Source organism: Roseiflexus castenholzii DSM 13941 (assembly GCF_000017805.1).
GTDB classification, from domain to species: Bacteria; Chloroflexota; Chloroflexia; order Chloroflexales; family Roseiflexaceae; genus Roseiflexus; species Roseiflexus castenholzii.
Genome location: NC_009767.1, coordinates 4,629,368 through 4,655,719 on the forward strand (window position 1 = coordinate 4,629,368; position 26,352 = coordinate 4,655,719).

The window sequence follows — 26,352 nt, forward strand, 5'->3', positions numbered from 1 at the left end:
AGCATTGATGAAATCAGCCTGCCCTCAGATTTTTGGGATCAATGTATTCATCCATATCCTGTTGTACGCCGTATACCGTAAGTGATCCGGTCTTCCGCTTGCACACTGCGCCCTGCGCGCGCAAGGAGCCGTCGTTTGTCTGGCAAAGAATTTACCGTCACCGGCGCGTATGCGTATGATCACCGGTCGCCGGCGCGCTGGGTATGGTCGCATGTGATGCGCTACCCGTGGTTGCCAGTCGCCTTCGTGGTGACAGTGATCGGCATGGCAACGCTGCAAAGCTGGAGCGCTGTGCTGGTCGGCAATGCTTTCGACGCAGTGGTCGGCGGCATTACGCCGGAACAGTTGACACGATTGGCGTTGATCATTCTGGGGGTGCGCGTCGCATTCGGCGTCATCGATCTTGCCAACAGTTTTGTGGTGCAACTGTTGGCGCAACTGACCGAGCGTAACACGCGCGAGGAGCTGTACGTCAGTCTGCTCGGCAAAAGCCTGACCTTCCACAATCGCCAGCGCACTGGCGACATTATGGCGCGGGCGACGAATGATGTGCAGCAGATCAATTCGATGATCAATCCGGGGATCAGTCTGATTCTCGAGTCGCTGGTGAGTCTGACGGTTCCGCTCATTGCCATCACCACCATCCATCCGCACCTGCTCTTTATGCCGGTGCTGTTTCTCGTCAGTTTTGCGTGGGCGCTACGACGCTACAACAACCAGTTGAAGCCGGTGGCAGGGGCGCTGCGCCAGCAATTTGGCGTGTTGAACGCCGGGCTTGCCGAGACGGTCAGCGGTATCGAGGTGGTGAAAGGGTATGCACAGGAACCGGCGGAGGAGCGAAAGTTTTCCGCCAATGCGCGCCGTTACCGCGATCTGTTCGTGCGCGAAGGCGGCGTTCAGGCGCGGTATCTGCCACTGCTCCTCTACGGCGTGATGCTCGGTCTCGCGTTTGGTCATGCGCTGCTCCTCTGGCGCGCCGGCGAAATTTCGGTCGGGCAGATCATCGGCTACATGGGGCTGCTCGAAGTGTTGCGCTTCCCGACCTTCATTTCGCTCTTCACGTTTTCGTTGGTGCAACTCGGCATCGCTGGCGCGGAACGGATGCTCTCGACCATCACTGCAAAGACTGAGCTCGACGAGAATATCGGCGGGCATAGCGCGCCGATCCGAGGTGAAATCCGCTTCGAGCATGTCAGTTTCGGGTATGAGTCGGCGCCTGCGTATCGCATCTCTGGCAATGCGCAACGACTGCCGCCGGTGCTGCGCAACATCACCTTTACGGCGCACCCTGGCGAAACGATTGCCATTGTGGGACAGACCGGCGCCGGAAAAACGACCCTGACACGGCTGGTCAATCGCATCTACGACACCACCGAAGGGCGCGTGTTGATCGATGGTGTCGATGTTCGCGAGTGGAATCTCGATGCGCTGCGCTCGCAGATTTCGACTATCGAACAGGATATTTTCCTCTTCTCGCGCACAATCGCCGAAAACATCGCGTTTGGGGCGGCAGGCAATGCGACCCGCGAGGAGATCGAGTGGGCAGCGCGACAGGCGCAGGCGCACGATTTCATTCTGTCGTTCCCGGATGGGTACGACACCATCATCGGTGAGCGCGGCATGACCCTCTCCGGCGGGCAGCGCCAGCGCATCGCCATTGCCCGCGCGTTTCTGACCAACCCGCGGATCCTGATCCTCGACGACTCGACCAGCGCCATTGACAGCGCGACGGAAGACCAGATTCAGCGCGCGATGCGCCGCATCCTCACCGGACGCACAACATTGCTGATAACGCATCGCATTTCGCAGATTCGGTGGGCGGATCGGATTCTGGTGCTGAAGAATGGTGAACTGGTCGCGCAGGGAACACACGATGAACTGCTTGAAACGAGCGAAGCCTACCGTCGCATTTTTCTGCGGTATGATGCAAGCCATACCGTGCCGGTTGCGGTTCGCGGCAGGCGACAGGAGGGCGTATGACCCTGGAACAACGCCATATCCGGCTTGAAGGCGCGCATAATGTGCGTGATGTCGGCGGCTACCCGACCCTCGACGGTCGGATAACGCGGTGGCGCCGATTGCTGCGCGCCGACAGTCTGCACCGCCTGACTGCCGAGGATCAGCAGCGATTGCGTGCTTACGGCGTGCGCACGATCATCGATCTGCGGTTGCCGTTTGAGGTGACGTATAATCCGAATGTGTTCGCCACGGCGAGTGATGTGCAGTATCTCAACCTGCCGCTGATCACCGAGCGCAGTGAGACCAGTATCGAATCACGCGCGCGTTCGGTCGGCGAACTCTATCGGTTGATGCTGGACGAGTGCCAGGAACCGATCCGCCAGACACTGGCGACGATGGCGGAAACGGAGGCGCCGGTGCTGGTTCATTGCTTCATCGGCAAGGATCGCACCGGACTGATCACGGCGCTGGCACTTGGCGCGGCTGGCGTGCCGGTTGAGACCATTGCCGACGATTATGCGCTGAGCGCGCCGCTCACCATATCGCTGATTGCAGAAATTCGCGCGACGCTGATTCGCCTGGGATACGATGTTGAGCGGTTCGACCGACTTTCGCCAGCGCCGCGCGAGGCGATGATGTCAACGATGACATACCTGAACGAACGGTATGGCGGGATCGAATCGTACCTTGCCGCCATCGGGCTGACCGATGCCCAGCGCGATGGATTACGGCGACTGTTGTTGGACTGATGGGCAAGGGGCAATTGTTGGTTGCCGGTCGGTGCGTGCCGCCAACGCGCCCACACGGGCCGCCGGCACGCCCACGGGTGTATCGCGGGGCGCCGGTTGCGGGCGGGGGAGATAAGGCAAGGAGAGGGGCAAAAGGATTGCAGGTTGCAGGAAGAAAGATGACGTTCCACGTCGTGAACACGATGCCCTGAGATTGCAGAGGGTTGAACATGGCGCGTCTAACCCCTAACCCCTGGTTCTCAGTTCTCGATTCTCAGTTCTCGGTTCTCGGTTCTCAGTTCTCATACTAACTCGCGGTCAGTCAGACAAGATGTTCGAACGCCCGGTTCGCAATGCGTAACAATCCGCAACGCCCTGGCATCAGCAGCCCCAACGGAGCTTGCACTTGCGGTGAGCGCAGTCGAACCGCGTCCTTAGCGAGGGCTTTCGCCCGCAGCGCTCTGGCAGTATTGTACGAACGACCGCGATGCGTATCAGTCCCCGGTTCTTGGTTCTCGGTTCTCGGTTCTCGGTTCTCGGAGTACGTTATGGGTTTCCTCATGGACGGCCTGGCGGCCGAGGCATACGACCGCAGTTACAGTGATCGGGCGCTGATCCGGCGCATCTGGCGCTATTTCCGCCCCCACAGCGGGCGCGTCGCGCTGGTGGCGCTCATGGTTGTCCTCGGATCACTCGTCGCAACGGTCATTCCGATCACGATTTCGCGCAGCATCGAACTGCTGACAGGCGACCCGGCGGCTCAGGTGTTGATCGGACTCGCCGCCATCATCGCCGTTATGGGCGCGTTGGGGTGGTTCTTCAACTTCGTGCGGCAGACCTTCTCGGCGCGCGCGGTTGGCGATGTGGTGCTGGCGCTGCGCGAAGACGCATATCGCGCCGTGTTGCAGCGCGATATGTCGTTCTACGACCAGTACGCCTCGGGGCGCATCGTCAGCCGGGTAACCTCGGATACGCAGGATTTTGCAACGGTCGTGACGCTGACAATCGATCTGCTCAGCCAGTTGTTGCTGGTCGTGATCATCGCAGTGGTCATGGTCACGATCAACTGGCAACTGGCGCTGATCACGCTGGCGACCGGTCCGATTGTCATTGCGGCGGCGCTGACGTTCCGCCATGTTGCGCGACTGACGACGCGCCAGGCGCAACGCGCGCTGGCGAATGTCAACGCTTCGATCCAGGAAACGGTCAGCGGCATTGCAGTCGCTAAAAGTTTCCGCCAGGAAGCGGCGATCTATCAGCAGTTCCGCCAGACGAACGAACTGGCGTTTCAGGTGCGTTTGCGCCAGGGACTCGTCTTCAGCAGTATCTTTCCGATATTGAACCTGCTCTCCGGTATTGCCATTGCCACAATTATCTACTTCGGCGGACGGTTGGCGCTTGGTGGGTCGGTTTCGGTTGGGGAATGGTATCTGTTTGTGCAGAGTCTGGCGATCTACTTCTTCCCATTGACCAGCATCGCGTCGTTCTGGAGCCAGTTTCAACAAGGGTTATCCGCTAGCGAGCGCGTCTTCGCACTGATCGACGCCGAGCCGAAGGTGGTGCAGATTGGGAATGAACCGGCGCCACACCTCATCGGGCGTATCGAGTTTCGGGATGTGTGGTTCACCTACGATACCGGACAGGATCGCACCGCAGGATCGCCATCGTCCGCATCGGTGCAGTGGGTGTTGCCGGGGTTCTCGCTCGTGATCCCCGCGGGGCAGAAACTGGCCGTCGTGGGGCACACCGGCGCCGGCAAGTCGAGCCTGATCAAACTGATCACCCGCTTCTATGAGTTTCAGGCAGGTCAATTGCTCATCGACGGACGCGATATTCGCGCGCTGGACCTGGCGCAGTACCGCCGACAGATCGGGCTGGTGCCGCAGTCGCCGTTTTTGTTTTCCGGTACCGTCGCCGACAACATTCGCTATGGTCGTCCAGAAGCGACGATGGCGGATGTGGAGACGGCAGCGCGCCGGTTGGGGAGCGAGTGGATCGCGGACCTGCCCCATGGTCTGGAGACGGATGTCGGCGAGCGCGGCGCGCGACTGTCGCTTGGGCAAAGGCAGTTGGTCGCATTGGCGCGGGTTCTGTTGCAAAACCCATCGATCTTCATCCTCGACGAAGCCACGGCGAGCATCGATCCATTCACCGAAACCCAGGTTCAGGAAGGGCTGGATGTCGTGATGCAGGGGCGAACGAGCATTATTATTGCCCACCGTCTCTCGACCGTCCGTACCGCCGACCGGATCATTGTGCTCAAACAGGGGCGAATCATCGAAGAAGGAAACCACGACGATCTTCTGGCATCGGGCGGGCATTACGCCGAACTGTACAATACGTACTTCCGCCACCAGTCGCTGGATTATAAGCCATGGGAGGAAGAGAGCCGAGAACTGAGCGCCAAGAACCTGGGATCGCAGGCGTTTCGCCCGCATGCGGGTTAGATGGCGGGAAGAAGAGAACTGAGAACTGAGAACTGGTACTCATACACGGTCATGTGGACCATGCATGGTTTTCGAGAACATCATCCGGCATCGCCCGGTGCAGCCCGCGCAGGCGGGCCCGGCAACCGTAGCCCGCGGCGGCTACAGCCGGGCGGACTGCTAACGCGCGGGGCGGATCGTTGCGCCTTGCCCAACGAACGCGCGACCATCGTGTCTGACTGACCGCACGTTCGTATGAGAACCAGAAGATTATCATTGGCGGGAGGAGGCGGTTCGTCGTGGAGACCAGATGCGGCGGATGAATCGCACGACGACAATGGCGAAGAGCGCAAGAGTTATGATTGCCAGGATCGGCGCCAACACAGCCAGGATCGACACCAGTAACGAGATAAGGTCCTCAATGGCGCTGACCACCGGATTCGCCACGCCGCCGGTGGTTGCGGTTGCAACCGGTCGCACGGCGCTACGCCCGACGTGGGTTGCGCCAGCCGCCAGGATGCCGCAGATCGCCGCCAAAACCGGATCAACGGCGCCGGTCGAACTGTTTGCCGCCAGGAAGACAATCGCACCAGCCGCCGGGCTTATGATCATGCCGGCAAGGTGCAGTGCGTGATCGACTGCCGGGATTTTGTCGCCGATGAAATCGAGCAGGGTCAGCACAGCGACGACCAGCAGGAAGACCGGATGTTCCACCACATCGTAGGGCGCATTGAGGTGAATAAGGTCGGTATAGCGCGCCAGAAGACCGACCGTGAGCAGTGGAATATAGGCATTGAGACCTGCGGCAGTCGATAGACCAAACGCGGATAAGATGCCGAGCAAACCCGTCATCGTCGTTTCCTTCAGTCATCGGCGCCAGAAGTCCTTGCTATGAGATCACAGCAAGCCCTGTCGAGAATTGCACGTTCAGCGCGACACACTTCGGATGGCGCACAACCCGACGGCACAGAAGACCGGATTCATTGTGCGCCCGGGCAATCCCCTCTGCCCCTTGCATCAATGATACGTCACAACTGGAGAGAACGTTTCACAACGGAGAGGAACAAACCATGACAGAACCACAGCAAGAACGCTGGTTCGAAGTCGCACCCGGCATCCGCCGCCGCACGATTGCCGTCACCGGGCGAATGCAGCAGATCCTTGTCGAGTTGGATCAGGGAGCGCGGTTGCCGGAGCATCGCCATCCCCACGAACAGATCACGCACCTCATTTCGGGGAGACTGCGCTTTTTCATCGAAGGGAAGGTACGGGAAGTCAAGCCAGGCGACACAGTCGCATTACCGGGCAACATGCCACATGGCGTCGAAGCGCTTGAAGCGTCGCTGGCAATCGACACGTTCAGCCCGCCGCGCGAAGACATGCTGGCACAGGACGCCGCCCCTTGAGGTCTGCGCTGCACCATCCGACCTGAAGGGTCTTGAGGGAAAACATTGTGCGTGGATGAACGGGCGGACTAGAGCAATCCCTTCGCTTACGCAACGAGCTTACGGCTATGTGTATGCTGCTTCTGACGTCACGGGAGAATTTCGTATACCACACATACGATACTAGCATGCTATCATACTAGCAAAACACGCACACATCTCACCTCCGCTTGTCCCACAACGCATTGACATACTGTTGCGCACTGCAACAGTCAACATGCACCGGCAGTCGGGGATGGCATGACCGCGCCTCGGCGTCAGCAGTCCCGGTGGGGCTTCCACGTGCGGTGTGCACGGTCGAACCACCTGCTCAGCGAGGGCTTTCGTCCGTCGATAAATGGCTTCGCCTGGTACACTGGCATTGTGTAGAATGTCAAACCGCCTGCGGTGCGCACGGTCGAACCGCGTCCTCATACTTATGCGCGATCATTCGCACAAGACTGCCGGGTGCGCAGCAAGACGCCAAGGCGCTGCGGGCTAAAGCCCTCGCTGAGGTGGAATGTCAAACCGCCTGCGGTGCGCACGGTCGAACCGCGTCCTCATACTTATGCGCGATCATTCGCACAAGACTGCCGGGTGCGCAGCAAGACGCCAAGGCGCTGCGGGCTAAAGCCCTCGCTGAGGACGTGCAAGCCCCTTCGGGGCTGCTCATGTTGTGTGCTCGCAGGTGATCGCGCATGTGCCAAAGTCCTCGCTGAGGTGGAATGTCAAACCGCCTGCGGTGCGCACGGTCGAACCGCGTCCTCATACTTATGCGCGATCATTCGCACAAGACTGCCGGGTGCGCAGCAAGACGCCAAGGCGCTGCGGGCTAAAGCCCTCGCTGAGGACGTGCAAGCCCCTTCGGGGCTGCTCATGTTGTGTGCTCGCAGGTGATCGCGCATGTGCCAAAGTCCTCGCTGAGGTGGAATGTCAAACCGCCTGCGGTGCGCACGGTCGAACCGCGTCCTCATACTCATGCGCGATCATTCGCACAAGACTGCCGGGTGCGCAGCAAGACGCCAAGGCGCTGCGGGCTAAAGCCCTCGCTGAGGTGGAATGTCAAACCGCCTGCGGTGCGCACGGTCGAACCGCGTCCTCATACTTATGCGCGATCATTCGCACAAGACTGCCGGGTGCGCAGCAAGACGCCAAGGCGCTGCGGGCTAAAGCCCTCGCTGAGGTGGAATGTCAAACCGCCTGCGGTGCGCACGGTCGAACCGCGTCCTCATACTTATGCGCGATCATTCGCACAAGACTGCCGGGTGCGCAGCAAGACGCCAAAGCGCTGCGGGCTAAAGCCCTCGCTGAGGTGGAATGTCAAACCGCCTGCGGTGCGCACGGTCGAACCGCGTCCTCATACTCATGCGCGATCATTCGCACAAGACTGCCGGGTGCGCAGCAAGACGCCAAGGCGCTGCGGGCTAAAGCCCTCGCTGAGGTGGAATGTCAAACCGCCTGCGGTGCGCACGGTCGAACCGCGTCCTCATACTCATGCGCGATCATTCGCACAAGACTGCCGGGTGCGCAGCAAGACGCCAAGGCGCTGCGGGCTAAAGCCCTCGCTGAGGTGGAATGTCAAACCGCCTGCGGTGCGCACGGTCGAACCGCGTCCTCATACTTATGCGCGATCATTCGCACAAGACTGCCGGGTGCGCAGCAAGACGCCAAGGCGCTGCGGGCTAAAGCCCTCGCTGAGGTGGAATGTCAAACCGCCTGCGGTGCGCACGGTCGAACCGCGTCCTCATACTTATGCGCGATCATTCGCACAAGACTGCCGGGTGCGCAGCAAGACGCCAAGGCGCTGCGGGCTAAAGCCCTCGCTGAGGACGTGCAAGCCCCTTCGGGGCTGCTCATGTTGTGTGCTCGCAGGTGATCGCGCATGTGCCAAAGCCCTCGCTGAGGTGGAATGTCAAACCGCCTGCGGTGCGCACGGTCAAACCGCGTCCTCATACTTATGCGCGATCATTCGCACAAGACTGCCGGGTGCGCAGCAAGACGCCAAGGCGCTGCGGGCTAAAGCCCTCGCTGAGGTGGAATGTCAAACCGCCTGCGGTGCGCACGGTCGAACCGCGTCCTCATACTTATGCGCGATCATTCGCACAAGACTGCCGGGTGCGCAGCAAGACGCCAAGGCGCTGCGGGCTAAAGCCCTCGCTGAGGTGGAATGTCAAACCGCCTGCGGTGCGCGCGGTCGAACCGCGTCCTCATACTTATGCGCGATCATTCGCACAAGACTGCCGGGTGCGCAGCAAGACGCCAAAGCGCTGCGGGCTAAAGCCCTCGCTGAGGTGGAATGTCAAACCGCCTGCGGTGCGCACGGTCGAACCGCGTCCTCATACTCATGCGCGATCATTCGCACAAGACTGCCGGGTGCGCAGCAAGACGCCAAAGCGCTGCGGGCTAAAGCCCTCGCTGAGGACGTGCAAGCCCCTTCGGGGCTGCTCATGTTGTGTGCTCGCAGGTGATCGCGCATGTGCCAAAGCCCTCGCTGAGGTGGAATGTCAAACCGCCTGCGGTGCGCGCGGTCGAACCGCGTCCTCATACTTATGCGCGATCATTCGCACAAGACTGCCGGGTGCGCAGCAAGACGCCAAGGCGCTGCGGGCTAAAGCCCTCGCTGAGGACGTGCAAGCCCCTTCGGGGCTGCTCATGTTGTGTGCTCGCAGGTGATCGCGCATGTGCCAAAGTCCTCGCTGAGGTGGAATGTCAAACCGCCTGCGGTGCGCACGGTCGAACCGCGTCCTCATACTTATGCGCGATCATTCGCACAAGACTGCCGGGTGCGCAGCAAGACGCCAAGGCGCTGCGGGCTAAAGCCCTCGCTGAGGACGTGCAAGCCCCTTCGGGGCTGCTCATGTTGTGTGCTCGCAGGTGATCGCGCATGTGCCAAAGTCCTCGCTGAGGACGTGCAAGCCCCTTCGGGGCTGCTCATGTTGTGTGCTCGCAGGTGATCGCGCATGTGCCAAAGTCCTCGCTGAGGACGTGCAAGCCCCTTCGGGGCTGCTCATGTTGTGTGCTCGCAGGTGATCGCGCATGTGCCAAAGTCCTCGCTGAGGTGGAATGTCAAACCGCCTGCGGTGCGCACGGTCGAACCGCGTCCTCATACTCATGCGCGATCATTCGCACAAGACTGCCGGTGTGCGCAGCAAGACGCCAAGGCGCTGCGGGCTAAAGCCCTCGCTGAGGACGTGCAAGCCCCTTCGGGGCTGCTCATGTTGTGTGCTCGCAGGTGATCGCGCATGTGCCAAAGTCCTCGCTGAGGACGTGCAAGCCCCTTCGGGGCTGCTCATGTTGTGTGCTCGCAGGTGATCGCGCATGTGCCAAAGTCCTCGCTGAGGACGTGCAAGCCCCTTCGGGGCTGCTCATGTTGTGTGCTCGCAGGTGATCGCGCATGTGCCAAAGTCCTCGCTGAGGACGTGCAAGCCCCTTCGGGGCTGCTCATGTTGTGTGCTCGCAGGTGATCGCGCATGTGCCAAAGTCCTCGCTGAGGACGTGCAAGCCCCCTGTTGGACTTGTCGCTTTCGGCAGTCGCCACGATCTTTTGGGAGTGCCAAAGTCGTCGCTGAGGACGTGCAAGCCCCTTCGGCGATGCTAATGCCAAGGCGTTGTAGATCGTTACGCCTTGCGAACCGAGCGCGCGAACATCTTGTCTGGCTGAAGTTAGTATCAGTTCTCGTACCCCTAACCCCTAACCTCTAACCTCAGTTCATCGCCATCCTCCCGGTTCAGCCAGCGAATGAACACGACGGTCAGAACCGCAAAGTAGATCAGGCTGCCAGGCACCCACATGATCAACCCCGCCAGTTGTTGATCATCACCGAGTGAGACGCCCCAAAGACGCGGACGCAGAGCGTAGAACGGGTAGAGCGGCGCTTCGGCGAACGCAATCAGCGCGCCAATAATCGTCGTCGGCAGCGACATGAAGAAAAGATACGCCGTCTGCATCAGTGGATGTGCGGAAGGCAACTCGTCCATCGGGCTACAGATAGGCCACCACGAAAGCACGCCGACAACAAAGAACATGACGTGCTCAAGAATATGGATACGCTCATCACGCAGGGCGAGATCATAGTAAGCGGGCACATGCCAGAGTGCAAAAACGGCATTGAAGGCGAAGAATACGACGACCGGATTGGTGAGGAACGAACCGACAGGATACGCGCCAGGGACACGCATTATGGGACGAAGAACCCAACGCGGCAGACCAAGCAGCAAGAAAGGAGGAGCAACCATCGCCAGCAACAAATGCTGGAGCATATGCATCGTCAGCAGGTAACTCGCCAGACTGTCGATAGGTGACGCCAGCGCGATAAACAGCACCACCCACCCGACATAGAACAGGCGCACCTGCACCGGCGTCGGCGGCGCACTGCCGGGAAAAAAGCGCCGCAGCGGACCGGTGACGCAGAGCGCGTACCCTCCTGCAATCAGCGCCAGGTTTGCGATCAAACCCGGCTCAAAGTTCCACTCATACATTGCCGCATGCCCGGTTTATCCCGCGATGCCGACGTGCTCCGAAAATAGCACCATAAAGGATAGCAGCAGAGTCGTTGCAAACGCAAGCGGCACCAGGAAGACGAACTTGAAAATGCCTGCATCACCCTTGAGATGCATAAAAAACATGACCACCGCCGCACCTTTGATCGTCGAAAGGATCAACAGCAGCGTCACTTCCAGCCATTTGGCAATCAGGTGTTGCTCGTTGACAATGAACAATCCAACTTCCAGCGCCGTCACCACCGCCAACACTCCGGCGACAAGCCAGTAGAACCGATCGGAATGGCTGTGCTCGCCATGTGCATGGCTGCTGTGTTCTTCGTGATGACCTGCCACAACGACTGCTCCTCTCTAGATCAGATAGACCAGCACAAAGATCGCCACCCACACAAGATCGACGAAGTGCCAGTACAGACCGGCAATTTCGACATCCATTGCATTCTCCGGCGAGTTGGGATAAGTGCGCACCTTGAAGAACACCGAGAGCAGCCAGATCACCCCAATTGCCACGTGCGTCCCGTGAAAACCCGTGAGCACAAAGAATGTTGTACCGAACAGGCTGCTGCTCAGGGTCAATCCCTCGTGGTACAGGTGGTTGAATTCATAAACCTGACCGCCAATGAATGCCAGCCCCAATCCAACGGTTGCCAGCAGCCAGGTGGTGAACCAGCGACGGTCGCCACGTTTGCTGGCAGACAACGCCAGCACCATCGTCAGACTGGATGCCAGTAGAATGCTCGCCAGCACGGTCGTCAACTCAATATCGAGAAACTCGCGCGGGTCCTGAAAATCAGGGCGCGCGCGATTGACCGGCGCAAACACGAAGTACGTTGTGATCAGCGTCGCAAAGAAGAGAGTCTCCGAGCCGATGAATGCCCATACCCCCAACTTGCGGTTATCGACGCCGAGCGACGTATGGTGCGCAGTCGTCGCGTGCGGTCTGATCATCGATGATTCGCTCATACCGAATCTCCATTCAACGTTCAACGACCACCTGTAATCTTCCCTGCCTTCGCACTCGATTGACTCACCGCAAAGGCACAGAGAACACAGACTCCCCTCTCGCCTCACCCCTCTCCCCTCCGCCTCTCCCCTCTCGCCTCTCGCCTCACCCCTCTCCCCTCTCGCCTCTCCCCTCTCCCCTCTCGCCTCTCCACCAATGCGAGATACATCTCGCGCGACGCCGTTGTCGGACCCCTCACCCCTCTCGCCTCACCCCTCTCGCCTCTCGCATGCTAGTGCGCCTGATACGGCGAGTCAACGTGCGAGATGCGCACCCAACTGAGAATGCCTGTCGCCATGATGAGCAAGCCGACAAGCATTGCCGATGCTGCAATGAGACCGAAATCACCCAGATAAATGATGCCGAAGCCCAGGATCATGATGCCAACCGACACAATGAGTGGCGCATAGGTGGGTGAGGGCAGATGGATCGGCTCCATCGCCGCAGACGTTTCAGGCTCAAAGCCGTCATCAAGGGGTCCTGCCAGTCGACCGGCAGGCGCCCCATGCGACCCATTCGCCTCGTGCAGGTGCGGATACTTCTTGTCCCACAGCGGGCGGCGGCTGCGCACCCGTGGCGTCACGGCGAAGTTATAGACCGGCGGCGGCGAACTGACCGCCCACTCGAGCGTCGCCCCGTCCCACGGATCGGCAGGCGCAATTGGACCACGCCGGATACTCGTGAGCACATTCCAGAGGAAGAGCAGGAACGCAACCGCCAGTAGCAACGCGCCAATGGTCGAGATCAGGTTCCAGAGGTTCCACCCCATCTCCGCCTCGTAAGTGTAGATACGGCGCGGCATGCCCTCATTCCCGCTCAGGTGCATCGGGAAGAACGTCAGGTTGAAACTGATCAGCATCAACCAGAACTGCCATTTGCCAAGTCGTTCATTGAGCATCCGACCGGTCATCTTTGGGAACCAGTAAAAGACGCCAGCAAAGATGCCCTGGATCGCGCCGCCGAACAACACGTAGTGCATATGGGCAACAACGTAGTACGAGTCGGTCTGTTGAACATTAATCGGCGGTGAGGCGAGGGTGATGCCGCTAATGCCGCCGATAATGAACATACTAATGAACCCGATTGCATAGAGCATCGAGGTCGTCAGGTTGAGCGACCCCTGCCACATTGTCGCCAGCCAGTTGAAAATCTTCACACCGGTTGGCACGGCGATCAGGAAGCTTGCGGCGCCGAAGAACGCATTCGCCAGCGGACCAAGACCGACGGCGAACATATGGTGCGCCCAAACCAGGAAGCCGAGGAAACCGATGGCGACACCGGAATACGCCACAAACGCATAACCGAAGATCGGCTTACGCGAGAAGGTTGGCAGCACTTCCGAAATAATCCCCATCGTCGGGAGAATGAGAATGTAGACCTCAGGATGCCCAAAGAACCAGAACAGATGCTGCCAGAGCACTGCATCGCCGCCAAGATTTGGAAGGAAGAAACGCGTGCCGAAATGCCGGTCGAACAGCAACTGAATTGTCGCCACCGTCAGCACCGGGAAGGCAAAGATCAGAATAAAGGCGACGACCAACTGCATCCAGACAAAGAGCGGCATCCGGTTGAGCGTCATTCCTGGCGCGCGCATATTGAGAATCGTTACAATAAAGTTCAGCGCGCCGGCAATCGACGCCACACCGGTCAGACCGATGCCGATAATCCAGTAATCGACGCCGGCGGTCGGTGCAAACTGCTTCTGTGTCAGGGGCGCATAGGCGAACCAGCCGACGTTCGGCGCGCCGCCGACAAAGAAACTGACATACAGCATCAATCCGCCGAAGATGAAGAGCCAGATGCTGAGCGCATTGAGGCGCGGGAACGCCATATCGCGCGCACCGATCATGAGGGGCACGATATAGTTGCCTAGCCCGACATTCAGCGGCATCAGACCAAGGAAAATCATGGTTGTGCCGTGCATGGTAAACATCTGGTTGTACACATCGGGCGTCAGGAACGTATTATCAGGCACGCCAAGCTGAATGCGCATCAGCAGCGCCTCAATTCCGCCGATCAGGAAAAAGACGAACGCGCTGACCAGATACATAATCCCGATGCGCTTATGATCGGTCGTGCTAAGCCACCCGGCCCATCCGGGGCGCACACTGACGCTGGGCGGGCTGACCGTTCCGGCGGTACGTTCGGCGATAGCCATACAAATCCTCCACAATCTAGCCTAGCGTTCTGGCGGCAGCGTGACCGACACCTTCATACTATTGAGGTAAGCGACAAGATCGGCAATTTCCTGGTCGCTCAGATTCGCCTTGATCCATTGCGGCGTCAACACCCGGCTCATCAAGTTGCCGGGTTTCAGCTTCGGCGCCTCGCGCAGCCAGCGCTCGAGATTTTCCGGCGAGTATGGAAGAATACCGGCAGCAATCGTCTGGCGGCTGCCGTAGTACGTCAGATTCGGACCAATTTGCCCACGCGCATTCGTCCCTTCGACCGCGTGACAGGCAATGCACTGCTTGCGCGCATCGAGGAAAATCGCCTGACCGCGCGTTGCATCGCCGGTCAACCCGTTGACGGTCAACGTTCCGGCAGGCGCAGATGGCGGGGTCTTCTTCTGTTCGATCCAGCGATTGAACTCCGATTCATCGACAGCAATGACACGGAAGCGCATCAGCGCGTGCGCTTCGCCACAGAACTCGGCGCACACCGCGCGGTAGATGCCGGGTTGTTCGGCAGTGAACGTCAGGAAATTCGTCTTGCCGGGGATCATGTAGGTCTTCCCGGCAAGCTTCGGCACCCAGAAATTATGGATGACATCCTGCGATTCCAGCACGACCGTCACCGGTCGCCCAACCGGGATGTACATGTCGGAAGCGGTCACCACCGGCTTGCCGTCAGCACCAGCATCAGGATACTGAAACTCGAACCACCACTGATGCCCAATGGCTTTGATCCGCAGCGCATCCTCGGGCATGATCGCATTAGCCGCCTGGGTGCGGAAGGTCAACACCGCAATGACCAGCACAATAATTGCGGGCGCAATGGTCCACAGAATTTCGACCTGGGTGTTGCCATGCACCTGCGACGGCATCGCCGCACTGCCGGGACGTCGGCGGAAGCGCCAGATCGCATAAACGAGCAACCCCTCGACGACAACGAACACGCCGAGCGCCATCCACCAGATTGGAATAAGGAGTTCGTAGATGCGGCGCGCGTTATCGCCGTAGGGGTCATAGGTATTGCCGGGAGTGTTGCCGCAGGCGGCAGGCACAACCGCAAGACCAATCAGGAGAAGCAAACGCGACCATCTGCGAAGGTTCCGAGGAAGCGTGCTCATGAAGGCTCCTCTCCAGTCGCTGCGCTCAGCGCACTTGGATGTGACATTTCAGCCAATGATCAGGAGCAACGTGGTTTTCGTATGATCCAGGGAAAGCCTCCTGGATAATACGTGAAAAGTTGCACGATGTTTCGAGGGGTATTATACCCGAAAGTTGGAGGGTGTCAACAGCCATTATCTCCTTCTTTTGACGGATGCTGCACGCAGTATGACCTCACCAGACGAAGGGGTCGTCCGATCAGGTCTTATACCAATGACGATTGAAGATGCCGCATGCGTGTCATTCCGAGCCCTTCGCTTCGCTCAGGGTAAACGCAGCGAGAAATCTGAGCGGGTCGCGCACGACCCCTCGCTCTGATCGGGGTGACCATGCCGGATGGTCACAGGGAATTGGTATTATCGGGCAGCCTGTCCGCCCCGCCCGACAATAAACCTGGGGGCGCGGGCGTCCCGCCCGCCCGGCGGCGCAGGCATTCCTGGGGCGCGATTGTCCCGCCCCCTCACCCGGCGGCGCAGGCGTCCCGCCCCCTCACCCGGCGGCGCGGGCATTCCTGGGAGCGCAGGCATTCCGCTCACCCGGCGGCGCGGGCGTTCCTGGGAGCGCAGGCATTCTGCTCACCCAGCGGCGCAGGCGTCCCGCCCCCTCATCCGGCAGCGCAGGCGTTCCTGGGAGCGCGGACATTCCGCTCACCCGGCGGCGCAGGCGTCCCGCCCCCTCATCCGGCGGCGCAGGCGTTCCTGGGAGCGCGGACATTCCGCTCACCCGGCGGCGCAGACATTCCTGGGAACGCAGGCGTTCCTGGGGGCGCAGGCGTTCCTGGGGGCGCGCGGACATTCCGCTCACCCGGCGGCGCAGGCGTCCCGCCCCCTCATCCGGCGGCGCAGGCGTTCCTGGGAGCGCGCGGACATTCCGCTCACCCGGCGGCGCAGGCGTCCCGCCCCCTCATCCGGCGGCGCAGGCGTTCCTGGGAGCGCAGGCGTTCCTGGGGGCGCGGGCATTCCGCTCACCCAGCGGCGCGGCGTTCCTGGGAGCGCAGGCGTCCCGCCCGCCCGGCGGCGCAGGCATTCGTGGAGGCGCGGGCATTCCGCCCGCCCGGCGGCGCAGGCATTCGTGGAGGCGCGGGGCATTCCGCCCGCCCGGCGGCGCAGGCGTTCCTGGGGGCGCGCAGGCATTCTGCTCACCCGGCGGCGCAGGCGTCCCGCCCCCTCATCCGGCAGCGCAGGCGTTCCTGGGAGCGCAAGCGTCCCGCCCGCCCGGCGGCGCAGGCATTCCTGGGAGCGCAGGCGTCCCGCCCGCCCGGCGGCGCAGGCGTTGCTGGGGGCGCGCAGGCATTCTGCTCACCCGGCGGCGCAGGCGTTCCTGGGAGCGCGGGCGTCCCGCCCGGATTCTCCAGCAAATCGTGGCGAAACCGAAAGGGAGACATGCTGCTTGCCACACGGACTGCGAAGCGTATAATCGTATCATTGAGGTTATCATCCCTTAACATAGCGATGACACGTCGTTTTGCATGACGCGCCGGGCTATGCTACAATCGGCATCGCTGTCACCTCGCCTGCTATAATCAAAACCATACCGAAAGGAGCCAAACCAGGAGCCTGCTAGGTCGGGGAACTCTTTCCTTCCGGCAATCCGACTGACGCTCGCAGAGCCGCTGGCGTCCGACAGGCGAAACAAAGCCGTTCTTACCAATTGCAGCAACGTTGCTATTCGCACGCGAACAAGGAGAGAGATCGATGCAAGAACTCAGCGCTTTCGAACAGGCAGCCGTATGGGCCGTGCTCGGCGTTGCGATTTTCGGCATCGCATATGCCTTCGTCCTTCGGGCGCAGATTCTGGCGCAGGACAAAGGCACCGCCCGCATGCAAGAGGTCTGGGGATTCATCAAAGACGGCGCGAATGCCTACCTCAGTCGTCAGTTCCGCACCATCGCCATTCTGATCGTCGTTCTGACATTTCTCCTCGCCGCCAGTGTGTTCATCATTCCGCCGACGCGCGAAGCGGTCGAACACTTCGGCAGTGAGGAAGCAGCGACTCTGTGGGTAGCACTCGGGCGTGCCGTCGCCTTCTTGATGGGGTCGTTGTTCTCGTATGCGGTCGGCTTCGTCGGCATGAATGTGGCAGTCGAAGGGAATGTGCGTGTGGCTGCCGCATCGCGCAAAGGGTACAACCCGGCGTTGCAAGTCGCCTACAAGTCGGGGTCGGTGACTGGCATGCTGACAGTGGGGCTTGGACTGCTGGGTGGGACGTTGATCTTTATGGTGTTTGGCATCGCTGCCCCGGACGCGCTCCTCGGCTTTGGCTTTGGCGGCTCGCTGATCGCGCTCTTCATGCGCGTCGGCGGCGGTATCTACACCAAGGCAGCCGACGTTGGCGCCGACCTGGTGGGAAAGGTGGAAGCCGGCATCCCTGAAGACGACCCGCGCAATGCGGCGGTGATCGCCGACCTGGTGGGCGACAATGTCGGCGACTGCGCCGGTATGGCGGCAGACGTGTTCGAAAGCTTCGAGGTAACGCTGGTATCGGCGCTCATCCTGGGACTGGTGCTGGGCGATGCCGTCGTCGGCACGCTGGGCGATGGTCAGTACGACCTGCGCTTCATTGTCTTCCCGCTCGTGTTGCGCGCAATCGGCGTGATTGCATCGGTCATCGGCAACTCTATCGTCAGCACCGACGAGAAGCGCCGCAATGCGATGGCAGCCATGAACCGCGGCTTTTATGTCGCTGCGCTCGTCTGCTTCATTGGATTTGCGGGGTTCACGGCAGTCTATATGGTCGATCCGACAACCGGCGCAATCGACTGGCGCCCCTTCCTGGCGACGATCGCCGGTCTGGTGCTGGCAGTGGCGCTCGATAAACTGACGGAGTATTTCACATCGACACACTTCAACCCGGTGAAGGAAACCAGTAAAGCATCGAAGACTGGCGCAGCCACCAATATTCTTTCCGGTCTGGCGCTTGGCATGGAGTCGAGCGTGTGGGCGATCCTGGTGATCTGTGCGTCGATCCTGACGTCGATTGCCATCTACAGCGGGTACTCGACCGATCCCACGGTAACGCTCACCGCTGTGCTGTACGGCGTGTCGCTCACCGGCATCGGGATGCTGACGCTCACCGGCAACACGATCTCGATGGACTCGTTCGGCCCGATTTCAGACAATGCCAACGGCATCGGTGAGATGGCAGGGCTGGATAAGAATGCACGCAATGTCATGGACGATCTGGACGCGGTCGGCAACACGACAAAGGCGGTCACCAAAGGGATCGCCATCGGTTCCGCCGTGATTGCAGCCGTTGCGCTCTACGGCTCGTACCTGGCGGATGTGTCGAAGGTGCAGGAGCAGATCGGCGTGCCGCTGGCAGAGCAGCTGCGCACCATCGGCATCAATGTCGCTATGCCGACCGTGTTTATTGGGTTGTTGATCGGTGGCGCTGTGCCGTTCTTGTTCTCGTCGCTGACGATCCGCGCAGTGCAGCGCGCGGCGTCGCAGATCGTGAACGAAGTGCGCCGTCAGTTCAAGATTCCAGGAGTCATGGAAGGCACGGTGACGCCTGATTATGCACAGGCCGTCAGCATCTCCACCGTAGCAGCGCAGAAGGAACTGATCAGCTTGGGCTTGATCGCGGTGATGGTGCCGATCCTGGTCGGCTTCCTACTCGGTGTCGAGGCGCTCGGCGGATTCCTGGCGGGCATCATCCTCTCCGGTCAGTTGATGGCGGTCTTTCAGGCGAACGCTGGCGGCGCCTGGGATAATGCGAAGAAGTACATCGAAGAAGGGAACTTCGGCGGCAAGCACTCAGAACCGCACAAAGCAGCCGTGGTGGGCGACACGGTCGGCGATCCCCTGAAGGACACGGCGGGACCGGCGTTGAACCCCATGATCAAGGTGATCAACCTGGTGGCGCTGATCATCGCCCCGATTGTGGTGACGATCCCAAGCGGCAGCCCCGGCGTCATTTTTGCTATGGTCCTCTGCGCTGCGGCGCTGGTCTGGGCAATCTGGCAGAGCAAGCGCGAAGCGCCGTCGATGACGACCGAGACTCCCGCACCCGCAACGACGGCGAAAGGGGTGTGATGTTGGGGCAGGTCTTGGACCTGCCCGCAAGGTTGGGCGGGTCCACGACGTTGGGGGCAGGTAGGGGCAGGTCGTAGGGGGCAGGTCTCAGCCTGCCCCTACCTGCCCCAACATTTATTACATCCGATTGCGCCGCTGCGACTGAAAACAATCGTCGCACAGCACCGGCTTGCGCCCACTCGGAACGAACGGCACTTTCGCCTCACGCCCACAGTTGGCGCAGATCGCGGTGTACATTTCGCGCACTCCCGATGAACGCGCACTGCCGCCACGATCGTAGCCACTGTCTCGCTCGCTATACCCACCGCTCCGTTCGCTATATCCGCCGCTGCTACGATTGCCGTAGCCGCCTCCACCGGACGCTTTGCGCGCCTGCCGACAACTTGGGCAACGCGATGGCTCGTTGGTGAACCCCTTCTGCGCGTAAAACTCCTGCTCACCCGCAGTGAAGACGAACTGTGCGCCGCAATCGCGGCATGTCAGAGTTTTGTCGGCGTAGCTCATCGCTCGCTTCGCTCCTTTGGGCTTGCTTTCAAGCCCACACCTTGGGTTTTGATCGACTGGGGTCTGGCAAACGATGGGCTATGGGATCTGACCGGAGAGGCAGGAATCCAGGGCGCCACGTGGAACCAAACCATATATAGTGTATCATGTGCGCAAAGGGATTGCAAGGATGACGTGACGGCGGGGAGGGCTTCTCAGTTCCTTAATGGAAGATGCATCCAGCGTAATGCGATGCCGAGGTCGGTGGTGATGGCGTTGCGCGCGGTTGGGATGTAGCGACCCGGAAGATGTCGCCGGATGAGATTGATCACCACATTCCGGCACACGGCGAGGATGACCCCAATGGCCCGTCCGTGCAAGCGATCTTCCTGCATGCTGCCATCCCGTGGTCGGTGGACTTGATTTTCGATCGTCCAGTGGTTGCGGATGCTCGCCAGGAACTGTGCGGGCGTGCGTTGGCGACTACTGACGACCGTCACTTCCTCTACCGTCCACAGGTCCGCATGCCGCCGCCGACACCAGCGTCGGAGCCCGCCAATCTGTGTGACCTGCCGCCACCCATATGCGGTCATGAGAGACGGCCCCACGTCTCCCGCATCCACGACCCAGAGCTCGCGGATCTCCAATCGCCCCCGCGATTGCTCGATCGTCTGCGCATCCGGCGCCCGGCGGGGTTGGAGTTCACGACGGAACCCGATCGGCTGGCGCTTCCGCCGGGGTGGCGCAATCTGATCCAGCGCTACCGGCAACGGGGCTGGCGGCGTGTCCGGGGGGGAAAAGCACCTGCGGGGCGACCCGGTCATCGAGGAGCGCCTGCACTCAGCCTGATCGCCTTTGACACCGCCCAGGTAATTGCCGTGTTCCTGCACAATGGTTTGGGTGACGGCGGCATTCAGGAAGCCCGCATCCATACTGACCATGCGCCCGTCCAAGGGCGCTTCCGTGAGCAGCGCCAACAGGGCCGCCGCCGCATCCCCGCCGACGGCCTCGCGTTGGGCGAGCGCCATCCCCGTGGTATGGGTGACGAGTTCGACGCCATGCAGGGCGGGCGCCCCGGCGCGTTTGCTCCCCCCTAAGACCTTGCCATCGGCCCTGATCCCGCCCACGGGCATGCCAAGCAGTCGCTCCATCCAGGGACGCAGCCGCCGATCCAGGTCGTCCGCATCCACGCATGCCAGCAGGTCCCGTACCGTATTGTAGGCGGGGAAATGCGGACTGTGGGCCCCAAGTGGACGCCAGCGCACAGCGCCCCTACCGGGCGGACCCCTGAACCACATAGGGTGCGTCCTTGACAGGAGCGCGACTCTCGTATACCATGCATGTGTCTTATATCCTATGCCATAGGACAGACTGACGGAGTAGTCAGATGGCAATGCATGATCGTATCTCCGCCAAAGATATCCAGCGCGCACTGATATGGCGTATCAGCAATGGCGTATACCATCCCGGCGAAGCGTTGCCGCCGGTGCGCAAACTGGCTGAAGAATTCGGCGCAAACCGCAACACAGTGAACAAAGCCTGCCAGGAATTGCGCAAACTTGGCCTTCTGGAAATGCGCGCCGACCGGCGCTCTCCCATCGTTACGCGCATGGCAACGACGGCGGCGCCGCTTGAGCACGTGCGGCAGCAGGCGCGCGACGTAGTGTGGCAGGCGATGTCGGCAGGTATGACGCGCCAACAACTGCTCGCCGACATAACCGCGCTGATCGAAGAAGTGTACGGCGAAAGCGATCTGACGATCCGCTTCCTCGAGTGCAATTCCTACGACAGCACGACCCTGAGCCATGATCTGTCCCGCTTGACCGGTGTGCCGATCAGCGCAGGCTTGCTCGACGAACTGCGCCAGAATGTTGACGCATTCGCCCAGGCATACGACCTGATCGTGACGACTTTCCATCATCTCGCCGAGGTGTCACAGGCGCTGGCACAGTACCGGGACCGTGTGATCGGCGTCGATACGCGCCCCTCGCCCGAGTCGTTGCTCCGCATTGCGCGGCTGACGAAGCCACGGATCGGACTGGTGTGCACCCTGCCGGATACTGCTCGTTCGCTGGAATACACCATTCTGAGTTATCAACCGACAGCGCATGTCGTCACCGCGCTGATCGGCGCTCACGATGATGTTCGTCGTCTGGCGCGCGGTTGCGATCACCTGGTGGTGACGCACAACTGCGTCCCTGCGCTCACGGAATTGACCGGTCGCCGACCCGACGTGGTGATCGAGTTCCGCATCGATGACCAGTCTATCGAGTATTTGAAAGAGCGCATTCGTGATGCTCGCCAAAGGGCAGCAATGGCGCCACGCGCCCAGGAGAGTGTTTCGTGACCATCCCCGCCACGCTCGATCACTCCACTGCTGGACTTGTCTGCCTGCTGCGTCTTATTCCACACATCGGGCTGATGCGTCTCGGGCTGGCGCATGAGTCGTGGGCGTTGGATTCATCGGCGCTCTTTGCGGCAGTGATTGATGGACAATTGTTCGATGCACAGACACCGGGCGCCCAGGTGCGGCATGTGTCAGAGTCTGAAACGCCGCCTGGCATGCGCCACGTGTGTGTTGAACTGGCATATGCCGATTCCGGGATCGTCGTTGCGTATCATATCGTAACCTATGCCGATAGTGCGGCGTTGGAGACATGGATCGTCGTGCAGAATGAGGGAGACGTACCGCGTCGCGTGACCCGTCTGGACTCGCTGGCGCTCGATCTTCCTCCCGATGGATACCATCTCTGCGCCTTTACCGGCGCATGGGGCGCAGAGTTCGAGCCGCAGCGCATGATCCTCAATAGCGCCATCACCCTGGAAAGCCGGTCTGGACGCTCATCGCACGGCCATCATCCCTGGTTTACGCTTGTGCGCAATGGTCGCTCGCTGATGTCCGGCATGATTGCGTGGTCGGGCAACTGGGTGATCCGTTTCACGCCAAAGCTGGATGGCGCTCTCGCGCTGTCGGGCGGGTTGCACAACTGGGAATTCGCCGTCGATCTTGCGCCGGGCGCATCGGTCGCGGCGCCGCCGGTGACACTGGCGTTCGCAACAGGCGCCGATCTCGATGAGACGGCGGTTCAGTTTGCGCGTTTGGGACGGCAGTTCTGGTATCCGCGCAATGCGCTGGCGGATGCGCTGCCGGTCGAGTGGAACCACTGGTGGGCATACGAAGACCGCGCACTCGATGAGGCGACCTTCCGCGCCAATGTCGATGTCGCGGCGCGCCTGGGCATCGAGGTATGCACCCTCGACGCCGGATGGTTCGGTGCGCCGGACGCCGATACGCACTGGTACGAACAACGCGGCGACTGGGATAGGGTCAATACTGCGCGCTTCCCGTCCGGCATTCGCGCACTTGCCGATGATGTCCACGCGCATGGCATGCGTTTCGGCATCTGGTGCGAAATTGAGGGGCTTGGCATCCACGCGCAACTGGCAGAGCGGCATCCTGAATTCATCGCCATGCGCGACGGTGAACGCCTTGGGTACGTCTGCCTTGGCAATCCGGCGGCGCAGCAGTGGGCATTCGAGACGCTCGACCGTCTTGTGCGCGAAAACGGGTGCGACTGGATCAAACTGGATTTTAATCTCAACCCTGGCGCCGGCTGCAACCGCACCGATCATGGGCATGGCGCGGAAGACGGATTGTATGCCCACTATCGCGGATACTATGCGCTCCTCGACCGGTTGCGCGCCACGCACCCCGAGGTCGTACTGGAAAATTGCTCGTCGGGCGGGCTGCGCATCGATCCGGGCATCGCGCGCCGCACGCACATGGCATTCCTGAGCGACCCGGACTGGCCCGAACACAGTTTGCAGGTGTTTTGGGGCGCAACCTGTATGCTCGCACCGGATGCCTGCCTGCACTGGGGCTACAGTGAGTGGGCATTTGCGGAACATCCGAGCCAGACATTCAATCCGTGCGATCCGGCGCTTCAGCCGCACCAGGTCGATTGCTACACCCGCATTTCGATGCTGCGGCGCTTTGGCTTCTCGCAGCGTCTGCCTGATCTGCCGGAATGGGTCGCGCAGCGGTACGCTGAACATATTCAGTTCTACAAAACGGTCATGCGGCGCTTTGTGCGCGAGGCGGATATGTACCGCCTGACCGGGCAACCACTTGGCGAGGGGCGTGGCGACCGCTGGGCCGGATTTCAGTACCGGATGCCGGACGGCAACGAGCATCTGATCGCGATCTTTCGCCTGCCCGGCGGAGAACCATCGCGCGCGCTGCGCTTGAAACACCTGCAACCGGATCGCGTCTATACCCTTTCGTGGATCGATACCGGGCATCGGGCGCAGATGAACGGCGCTACTTTGATGGATGCCGGGCTGCATGTCGAGAACCTGCCGGAAGAAGGATCGGCCATCGTGCTGATCCACGGATGAACCGAGAACAGAGTGGTTATACCAATGACCTGTGACCATCCGGCATGGTCACCCCGAGCCGCGCGCGGGGTCGTGCGCGACCCGCGCAGATTCCTCGCTCCGCTCGGAATGACAAGTCGCTGCGCTCGGAATGACCAGCATGCGGCATCGTCAATCGTCATTGGTATTACTCGTCTCAGTGAGGAGCAGCGCAATGGATACGCCTCATCCTCAACCACGCATCGTCGTGCATCCCGGCACACGGCGAACCAACCGCCGGCAGCGCATCGAAGCGATCAACGCCTATATTTTTATGGCGCCGGCCATCCTGGGTTTGCTCTTCTTCACGCTGGGTCCCATGGTCGCCTCATTGTTGCTCAGTTTCACTGAGTACAATATTTTGACCGATCCACGCTGGAATGGTCTGGCGAACTACGAACGACTCTTCAACGACAAACTGTTCTGGCAGTCGCTCAGGGTCAGCGCCATCTATTCGATCATCAGCGTGCCGTTGGGTCTGGTTGTCGCCCTGGGGCTGGCGCTGCTCCTGAACCACAAAATGCGCGGAATACTGTTTTTTCGCTCGGTGTACTACCTGCCGACGGTTATTTCCGGCGTTGGTGTCGCAATGCTCTGGCGCTGGCTGTTCAATGGCGACTACGGCATTATCAATATTGTGCTGCGCAATGTTGGCATCCGCGGTCCCAACTGGCTGTTCGACGAAACGTGGGCGCTGGTGGCGTTGATTATCGCCAGTCTGTGGGGAGTTGGCGGAACAATGCTGATCTTCCTGGCAGGGTTGCAGGGCATTCCGCAGGAATTGTACGAAGCCGCCGAGATCGACGGCGCCGGACGGTGGCGACAGTTTACCAGCATCACGCTGCCGATGATCTCGCATGTCACCTTCTTCAACCTGGTGCTGGGAGTTATTGGCGCATTGCAGGTTTTCACCGACGCGTATGTGATTACCGGCGGCGGACCGAACAACGCCACGCTTTTCCTTTCGGTCTATCTCTATCGACACGCCTTCCAATACCTGAACTTTGGCTATGCCGCCGCCGTGGCGTGGGTGCTGTTCCTGATCGTTCTGGCGCTGACCTTGCTGGTCTTCAAATCGTCGCCGCTCTGGGTTTACTACGAGAGTGAGCGACCGGGGAGGAACTGATGAGTGTGCGGAGCGCTGCTCTGCTCTTCTGGCGGACCCGTCGCGGTCAGGCGCGTCTGACATCGCTGACGACGCTTCTCATCCTGCTGGCAGGGTCCACATTGGTGCTGATTCCCTTCTTCTGGATGATCTCGACATCACTGAAGCAGGCGAGTCAGGTGTACCTCTCGCCGCCGATCTGGCTCCCTGACCCGCCGCAGTGGGAGAACTACGTGCAGGCGGTGACGCGCGTGCCGTTTCATCTGTACGCATGGAACACAGCCATCATTGTTGGATTGGTGACGATTGGCACGCTTCTTTCGTGTTCGCTCAGCGCCTACGGATTTGCGCGCCTGTCGGCGCCGGGCAAGAACGTCATCTTCATGCTGTTGCTCTCGACGCTGATGTTGCCCAGCGCCGTAACACTCGTGCCAACTTACCTGCTGTTTAATGCGCTGGGATGGGTGGGATCGTTTCTGCCGCTTATCGTGCCCGCCTACTTCGGCAGCGCGTTTTTTATCTTCCTGCTGCGGCAGTTCTACCTGACGATCCCGCGTGAACTCGAAGAGGCTGCGACGATTGACGGCGCCAATGTCTACCAGATTTGGTGGAGCATCATGATGCCGCTCAGTTATCCCGTGCTGGCGACGGTGGTGGTCTTTACGTTTGTGGGCACGTACAACGACTTTTTCACGCCGTTGATCTACCTGACCGATGAGAGCAAACGCACCATTGCAGTCGCGCTCTCCTATTTCCAGGGTTCGCCGCGTATCGGGCCGCAGATGCACCTGCTGATGGCAGCGGTGACGATTTCGATCGTGCCGCCGCTCATTCTGTTCATTCTGGCGCAACGATATTTCGTGCGCGGAATCGTGATGACCGGGATTAAGGGGTAGGAGCGCCATGCGTCGCGTCCCGCGCTCGCAGCATATTGGATGTTCG

General features: G+C 60.6%; 18 protein-coding genes. 9 read left to right on the forward strand and 9 right to left on the reverse strand.

Features of this window, described 5'->3' with window-relative positions; all coding sequences use genetic code 11:
- Nucleotides 1-135 precede the first annotated feature (135 nt).
- The 3 genes from RCAS_RS18360 to RCAS_RS18370 all read left to right on the forward strand — a co-directional run bounded on the left by RCAS_RS18360 (nucleotide 136) and on the right by RCAS_RS18370 (nucleotide 5,134).
- A complete protein-coding gene (locus RCAS_RS18360; protein ID WP_012122021.1) occupies nucleotides 136-1,980 on the forward strand; it encodes an ABC transporter ATP-binding protein in 1,845 nt (614 codons plus the stop codon).
- Nucleotides 1,977-2,708, forward strand: coding sequence for a tyrosine-protein phosphatase (locus RCAS_RS18365; RefSeq protein WP_012122022.1), 732 nt, complete (start codon nucleotides 1,977-1,979; stop codon nucleotides 2,706-2,708). The genes RCAS_RS18360 and RCAS_RS18365 overlap by 4 nt, the downstream gene beginning before the upstream one ends.
- 527 nt (nucleotides 2,709-3,235) lie before the next feature.
- On the forward strand, nucleotides 3,236-5,134 hold the full coding sequence (locus RCAS_RS18370) for an ABC transporter ATP-binding protein (protein WP_012122023.1): 1,899 nt from the start codon (nucleotides 3,236-3,238) through the stop codon (nucleotides 5,132-5,134).
- 252 nt (nucleotides 5,135-5,386) lie between these two features.
- On the opposite strand, the gene RCAS_RS18375 is transcribed toward RCAS_RS18370, so the two are convergent.
- A complete protein-coding gene (locus RCAS_RS18375; protein WP_012122024.1) occupies nucleotides 5,387-5,965 on the reverse strand; it encodes a DUF4126 domain-containing protein in 579 nt (192 codons plus the stop codon).
- Between the two features lie 218 nt (nucleotides 5,966-6,183).
- Between RCAS_RS18375 and RCAS_RS18380 the strand changes: the two genes are divergently transcribed.
- Nucleotides 6,184-6,519, forward strand: a complete 336-nt coding sequence (locus RCAS_RS18380) for a cupin domain-containing protein (protein WP_012122025.1) — start codon at nucleotides 6,184-6,186, stop codon at nucleotides 6,517-6,519.
- A 3,702-nt stretch (nucleotides 6,520-10,221) separates the two neighbouring features.
- Here RCAS_RS18380 and RCAS_RS18385 read toward each other — a convergent pair.
- From RCAS_RS18385 to RCAS_RS25330, 6 genes are all read right to left on the reverse strand, one after another.
- Entirely contained in the window at nucleotides 10,222-11,016 is a 795-nt protein-coding gene (locus tag RCAS_RS18385; protein WP_012122026.1) for a cytochrome c oxidase assembly protein, read from the reverse strand.
- Nucleotides 11,017-11,031: 15 nt separating this feature from the next.
- Nucleotides 11,032-11,373: a cytochrome C oxidase subunit IV family protein gene (locus RCAS_RS18390; protein ID WP_012122027.1), complete on the reverse strand. Its 342-nt coding sequence runs from the start codon at nucleotides 11,371-11,373 to the stop codon at nucleotides 11,032-11,034.
- A 15-nt stretch (nucleotides 11,374-11,388) separates the two neighbouring features.
- Entirely contained in the window at nucleotides 11,389-12,000 is a 612-nt protein-coding gene (locus RCAS_RS18395; RefSeq protein ID WP_012122028.1) for a cytochrome c oxidase subunit 3, read from the reverse strand.
- A gap of 272 nt (nucleotides 12,001-12,272) precedes the next feature.
- The gene (ctaD, locus tag RCAS_RS18400; RefSeq protein ID WP_012122029.1) at nucleotides 12,273-14,198 is read right to left on the reverse strand and encodes a cytochrome c oxidase subunit I; all 1,926 of its coding nucleotides are present in this window, start codon (nucleotides 14,196-14,198) and stop codon (nucleotides 12,273-12,275) included.
- A 21-nt stretch (nucleotides 14,199-14,219) separates the two neighbouring features.
- Entirely contained in the window at nucleotides 14,220-15,332 is a 1,113-nt protein-coding gene (coxB, locus tag RCAS_RS18405) for a cytochrome c oxidase subunit II (protein WP_012122030.1), read from the reverse strand.
- Nucleotides 15,333-15,861: 529 nt separating this feature from the next.
- Nucleotides 15,862-16,086, reverse strand: coding sequence for a hypothetical protein (locus RCAS_RS25330; protein ID WP_157042695.1), 225 nt, complete (start codon nucleotides 16,084-16,086; stop codon nucleotides 15,862-15,864).
- A 980-nt stretch (nucleotides 16,087-17,066) separates the two neighbouring features.
- Here RCAS_RS25330 and RCAS_RS18410 point away from each other — a divergent pair.
- On the forward strand, nucleotides 17,067-19,406 hold the full coding sequence (locus RCAS_RS18410; protein ID WP_012122031.1) for a sodium-translocating pyrophosphatase: 2,340 nt from the start codon (nucleotides 17,067-17,069) through the stop codon (nucleotides 19,404-19,406).
- Between the two features lie 117 nt (nucleotides 19,407-19,523).
- On the opposite strand, the gene RCAS_RS18415 is transcribed toward RCAS_RS18410, so the two are convergent.
- A complete protein-coding gene (locus RCAS_RS18415; RefSeq protein WP_012122032.1) occupies nucleotides 19,524-19,910 on the reverse strand; it encodes a zinc-ribbon domain containing protein in 387 nt (128 codons plus the stop codon).
- A gap of 194 nt (nucleotides 19,911-20,104) precedes the next feature.
- Nucleotides 20,105-21,187 carry a transposase gene (locus RCAS_RS18420; protein ID WP_012122033.1) on the reverse strand — a complete coding sequence of 361 codons (1,083 nt, stop codon included), beginning with the start codon at nucleotides 21,185-21,187 and terminating at the stop codon, nucleotides 20,105-20,107.
- An 89-nt stretch (nucleotides 21,188-21,276) separates the two neighbouring features.
- On the opposite strand from RCAS_RS18420, the gene RCAS_RS18425 reads away from it, so the two are divergent.
- From RCAS_RS18425 to RCAS_RS18440, 4 genes are all read left to right on the forward strand, one after another.
- A complete protein-coding gene (locus tag RCAS_RS18425; RefSeq protein ID WP_012122034.1) occupies nucleotides 21,277-22,236 on the forward strand; it encodes a GntR family transcriptional regulator in 960 nt (319 codons plus the stop codon).
- Nucleotides 22,233-24,287: an alpha-galactosidase gene (locus tag RCAS_RS18430; RefSeq protein ID WP_012122035.1), complete on the forward strand. Its 2,055-nt coding sequence runs from the start codon at nucleotides 22,233-22,235 to the stop codon at nucleotides 24,285-24,287. The genes RCAS_RS18425 and RCAS_RS18430 overlap by 4 nt, the downstream gene beginning before the upstream one ends.
- A gap of 193 nt (nucleotides 24,288-24,480) precedes the next feature.
- On the forward strand, nucleotides 24,481-25,431 hold the full coding sequence (locus RCAS_RS18435; RefSeq protein WP_012122036.1) for a carbohydrate ABC transporter permease: 951 nt from the start codon (nucleotides 24,481-24,483) through the stop codon (nucleotides 25,429-25,431).
- The gene (locus RCAS_RS18440; RefSeq protein WP_012122037.1) at nucleotides 25,431-26,306 is read left to right on the forward strand and encodes a carbohydrate ABC transporter permease; all 876 of its coding nucleotides are present in this window, start codon (nucleotides 25,431-25,433) and stop codon (nucleotides 26,304-26,306) included. The genes RCAS_RS18435 and RCAS_RS18440 overlap by 1 nt, the downstream gene beginning before the upstream one ends.
- Nucleotides 26,307-26,352: the final 46 nt, after the last annotated feature.

Coding starts and splice junctions, on each gene's coding strand:
- RCAS_RS18365 (WP_012122022.1), top strand. CDS start 1,977: ATGACCCTGGAACAACGCCATATCCGGCTTGAAGGCGCGCATAATGTG.
- RCAS_RS18370 (WP_012122023.1), top strand. CDS start 3,236: ATGGGTTTCCTCATGGACGGCCTGGCGGCCGAGGCATACGACCGCAGT.
- RCAS_RS18375 (WP_012122024.1), bottom strand. CDS start 5,965: ATGACGGGTTTGCTCGGCATCTTATCCGCGTTTGGTCTATCGACTGCC.
- RCAS_RS18380 (WP_012122025.1), top strand. CDS start 6,184: ATGACAGAACCACAGCAAGAACGCTGGTTCGAAGTCGCACCCGGCATC.
- RCAS_RS18385 (WP_012122026.1), bottom strand. CDS start 11,016: ATGTATGAGTGGAACTTTGAGCCGGGTTTGATCGCAAACCTGGCGCTG.
- RCAS_RS18395 (WP_012122028.1), bottom strand. CDS start 12,000: ATGAGCGAATCATCGATGATCAGACCGCACGCGACGACTGCGCACCAT.
- ctaD (WP_012122029.1), bottom strand. CDS start 14,198: ATGGCTATCGCCGAACGTACCGCCGGAACGGTCAGCCCGCCCAGCGTC.
- coxB (WP_012122030.1), bottom strand. CDS start 15,332: ATGAGCACGCTTCCTCGGAACCTTCGCAGATGGTCGCGTTTGCTTCTC.
- RCAS_RS25330 (WP_157042695.1), bottom strand. CDS start 16,086: ATGTCCGCGCTCCCAGGAACGCCTGCGCCGCCGGATGAGGGGGCGGGA.
- RCAS_RS18410 (WP_012122031.1), top strand. CDS start 17,067: ATGCAAGAACTCAGCGCTTTCGAACAGGCAGCCGTATGGGCCGTGCTC.
- RCAS_RS18415 (WP_012122032.1), bottom strand. CDS start 19,910: ATGAGCTACGCCGACAAAACTCTGACATGCCGCGATTGCGGCGCACAG.
- RCAS_RS18420 (WP_012122033.1), bottom strand. CDS start 21,187: ATGTGGTTCAGGGGTCCGCCCGGTAGGGGCGCTGTGCGCTGGCGTCCA.
- RCAS_RS18425 (WP_012122034.1), top strand. CDS start 21,277: ATGGCAATGCATGATCGTATCTCCGCCAAAGATATCCAGCGCGCACTG.
- RCAS_RS18435 (WP_012122036.1), top strand. CDS start 24,481: ATGGATACGCCTCATCCTCAACCACGCATCGTCGTGCATCCCGGCACA.
- RCAS_RS18440 (WP_012122037.1), top strand. CDS start 25,431: ATGAGTGTGCGGAGCGCTGCTCTGCTCTTCTGGCGGACCCGTCGCGGT.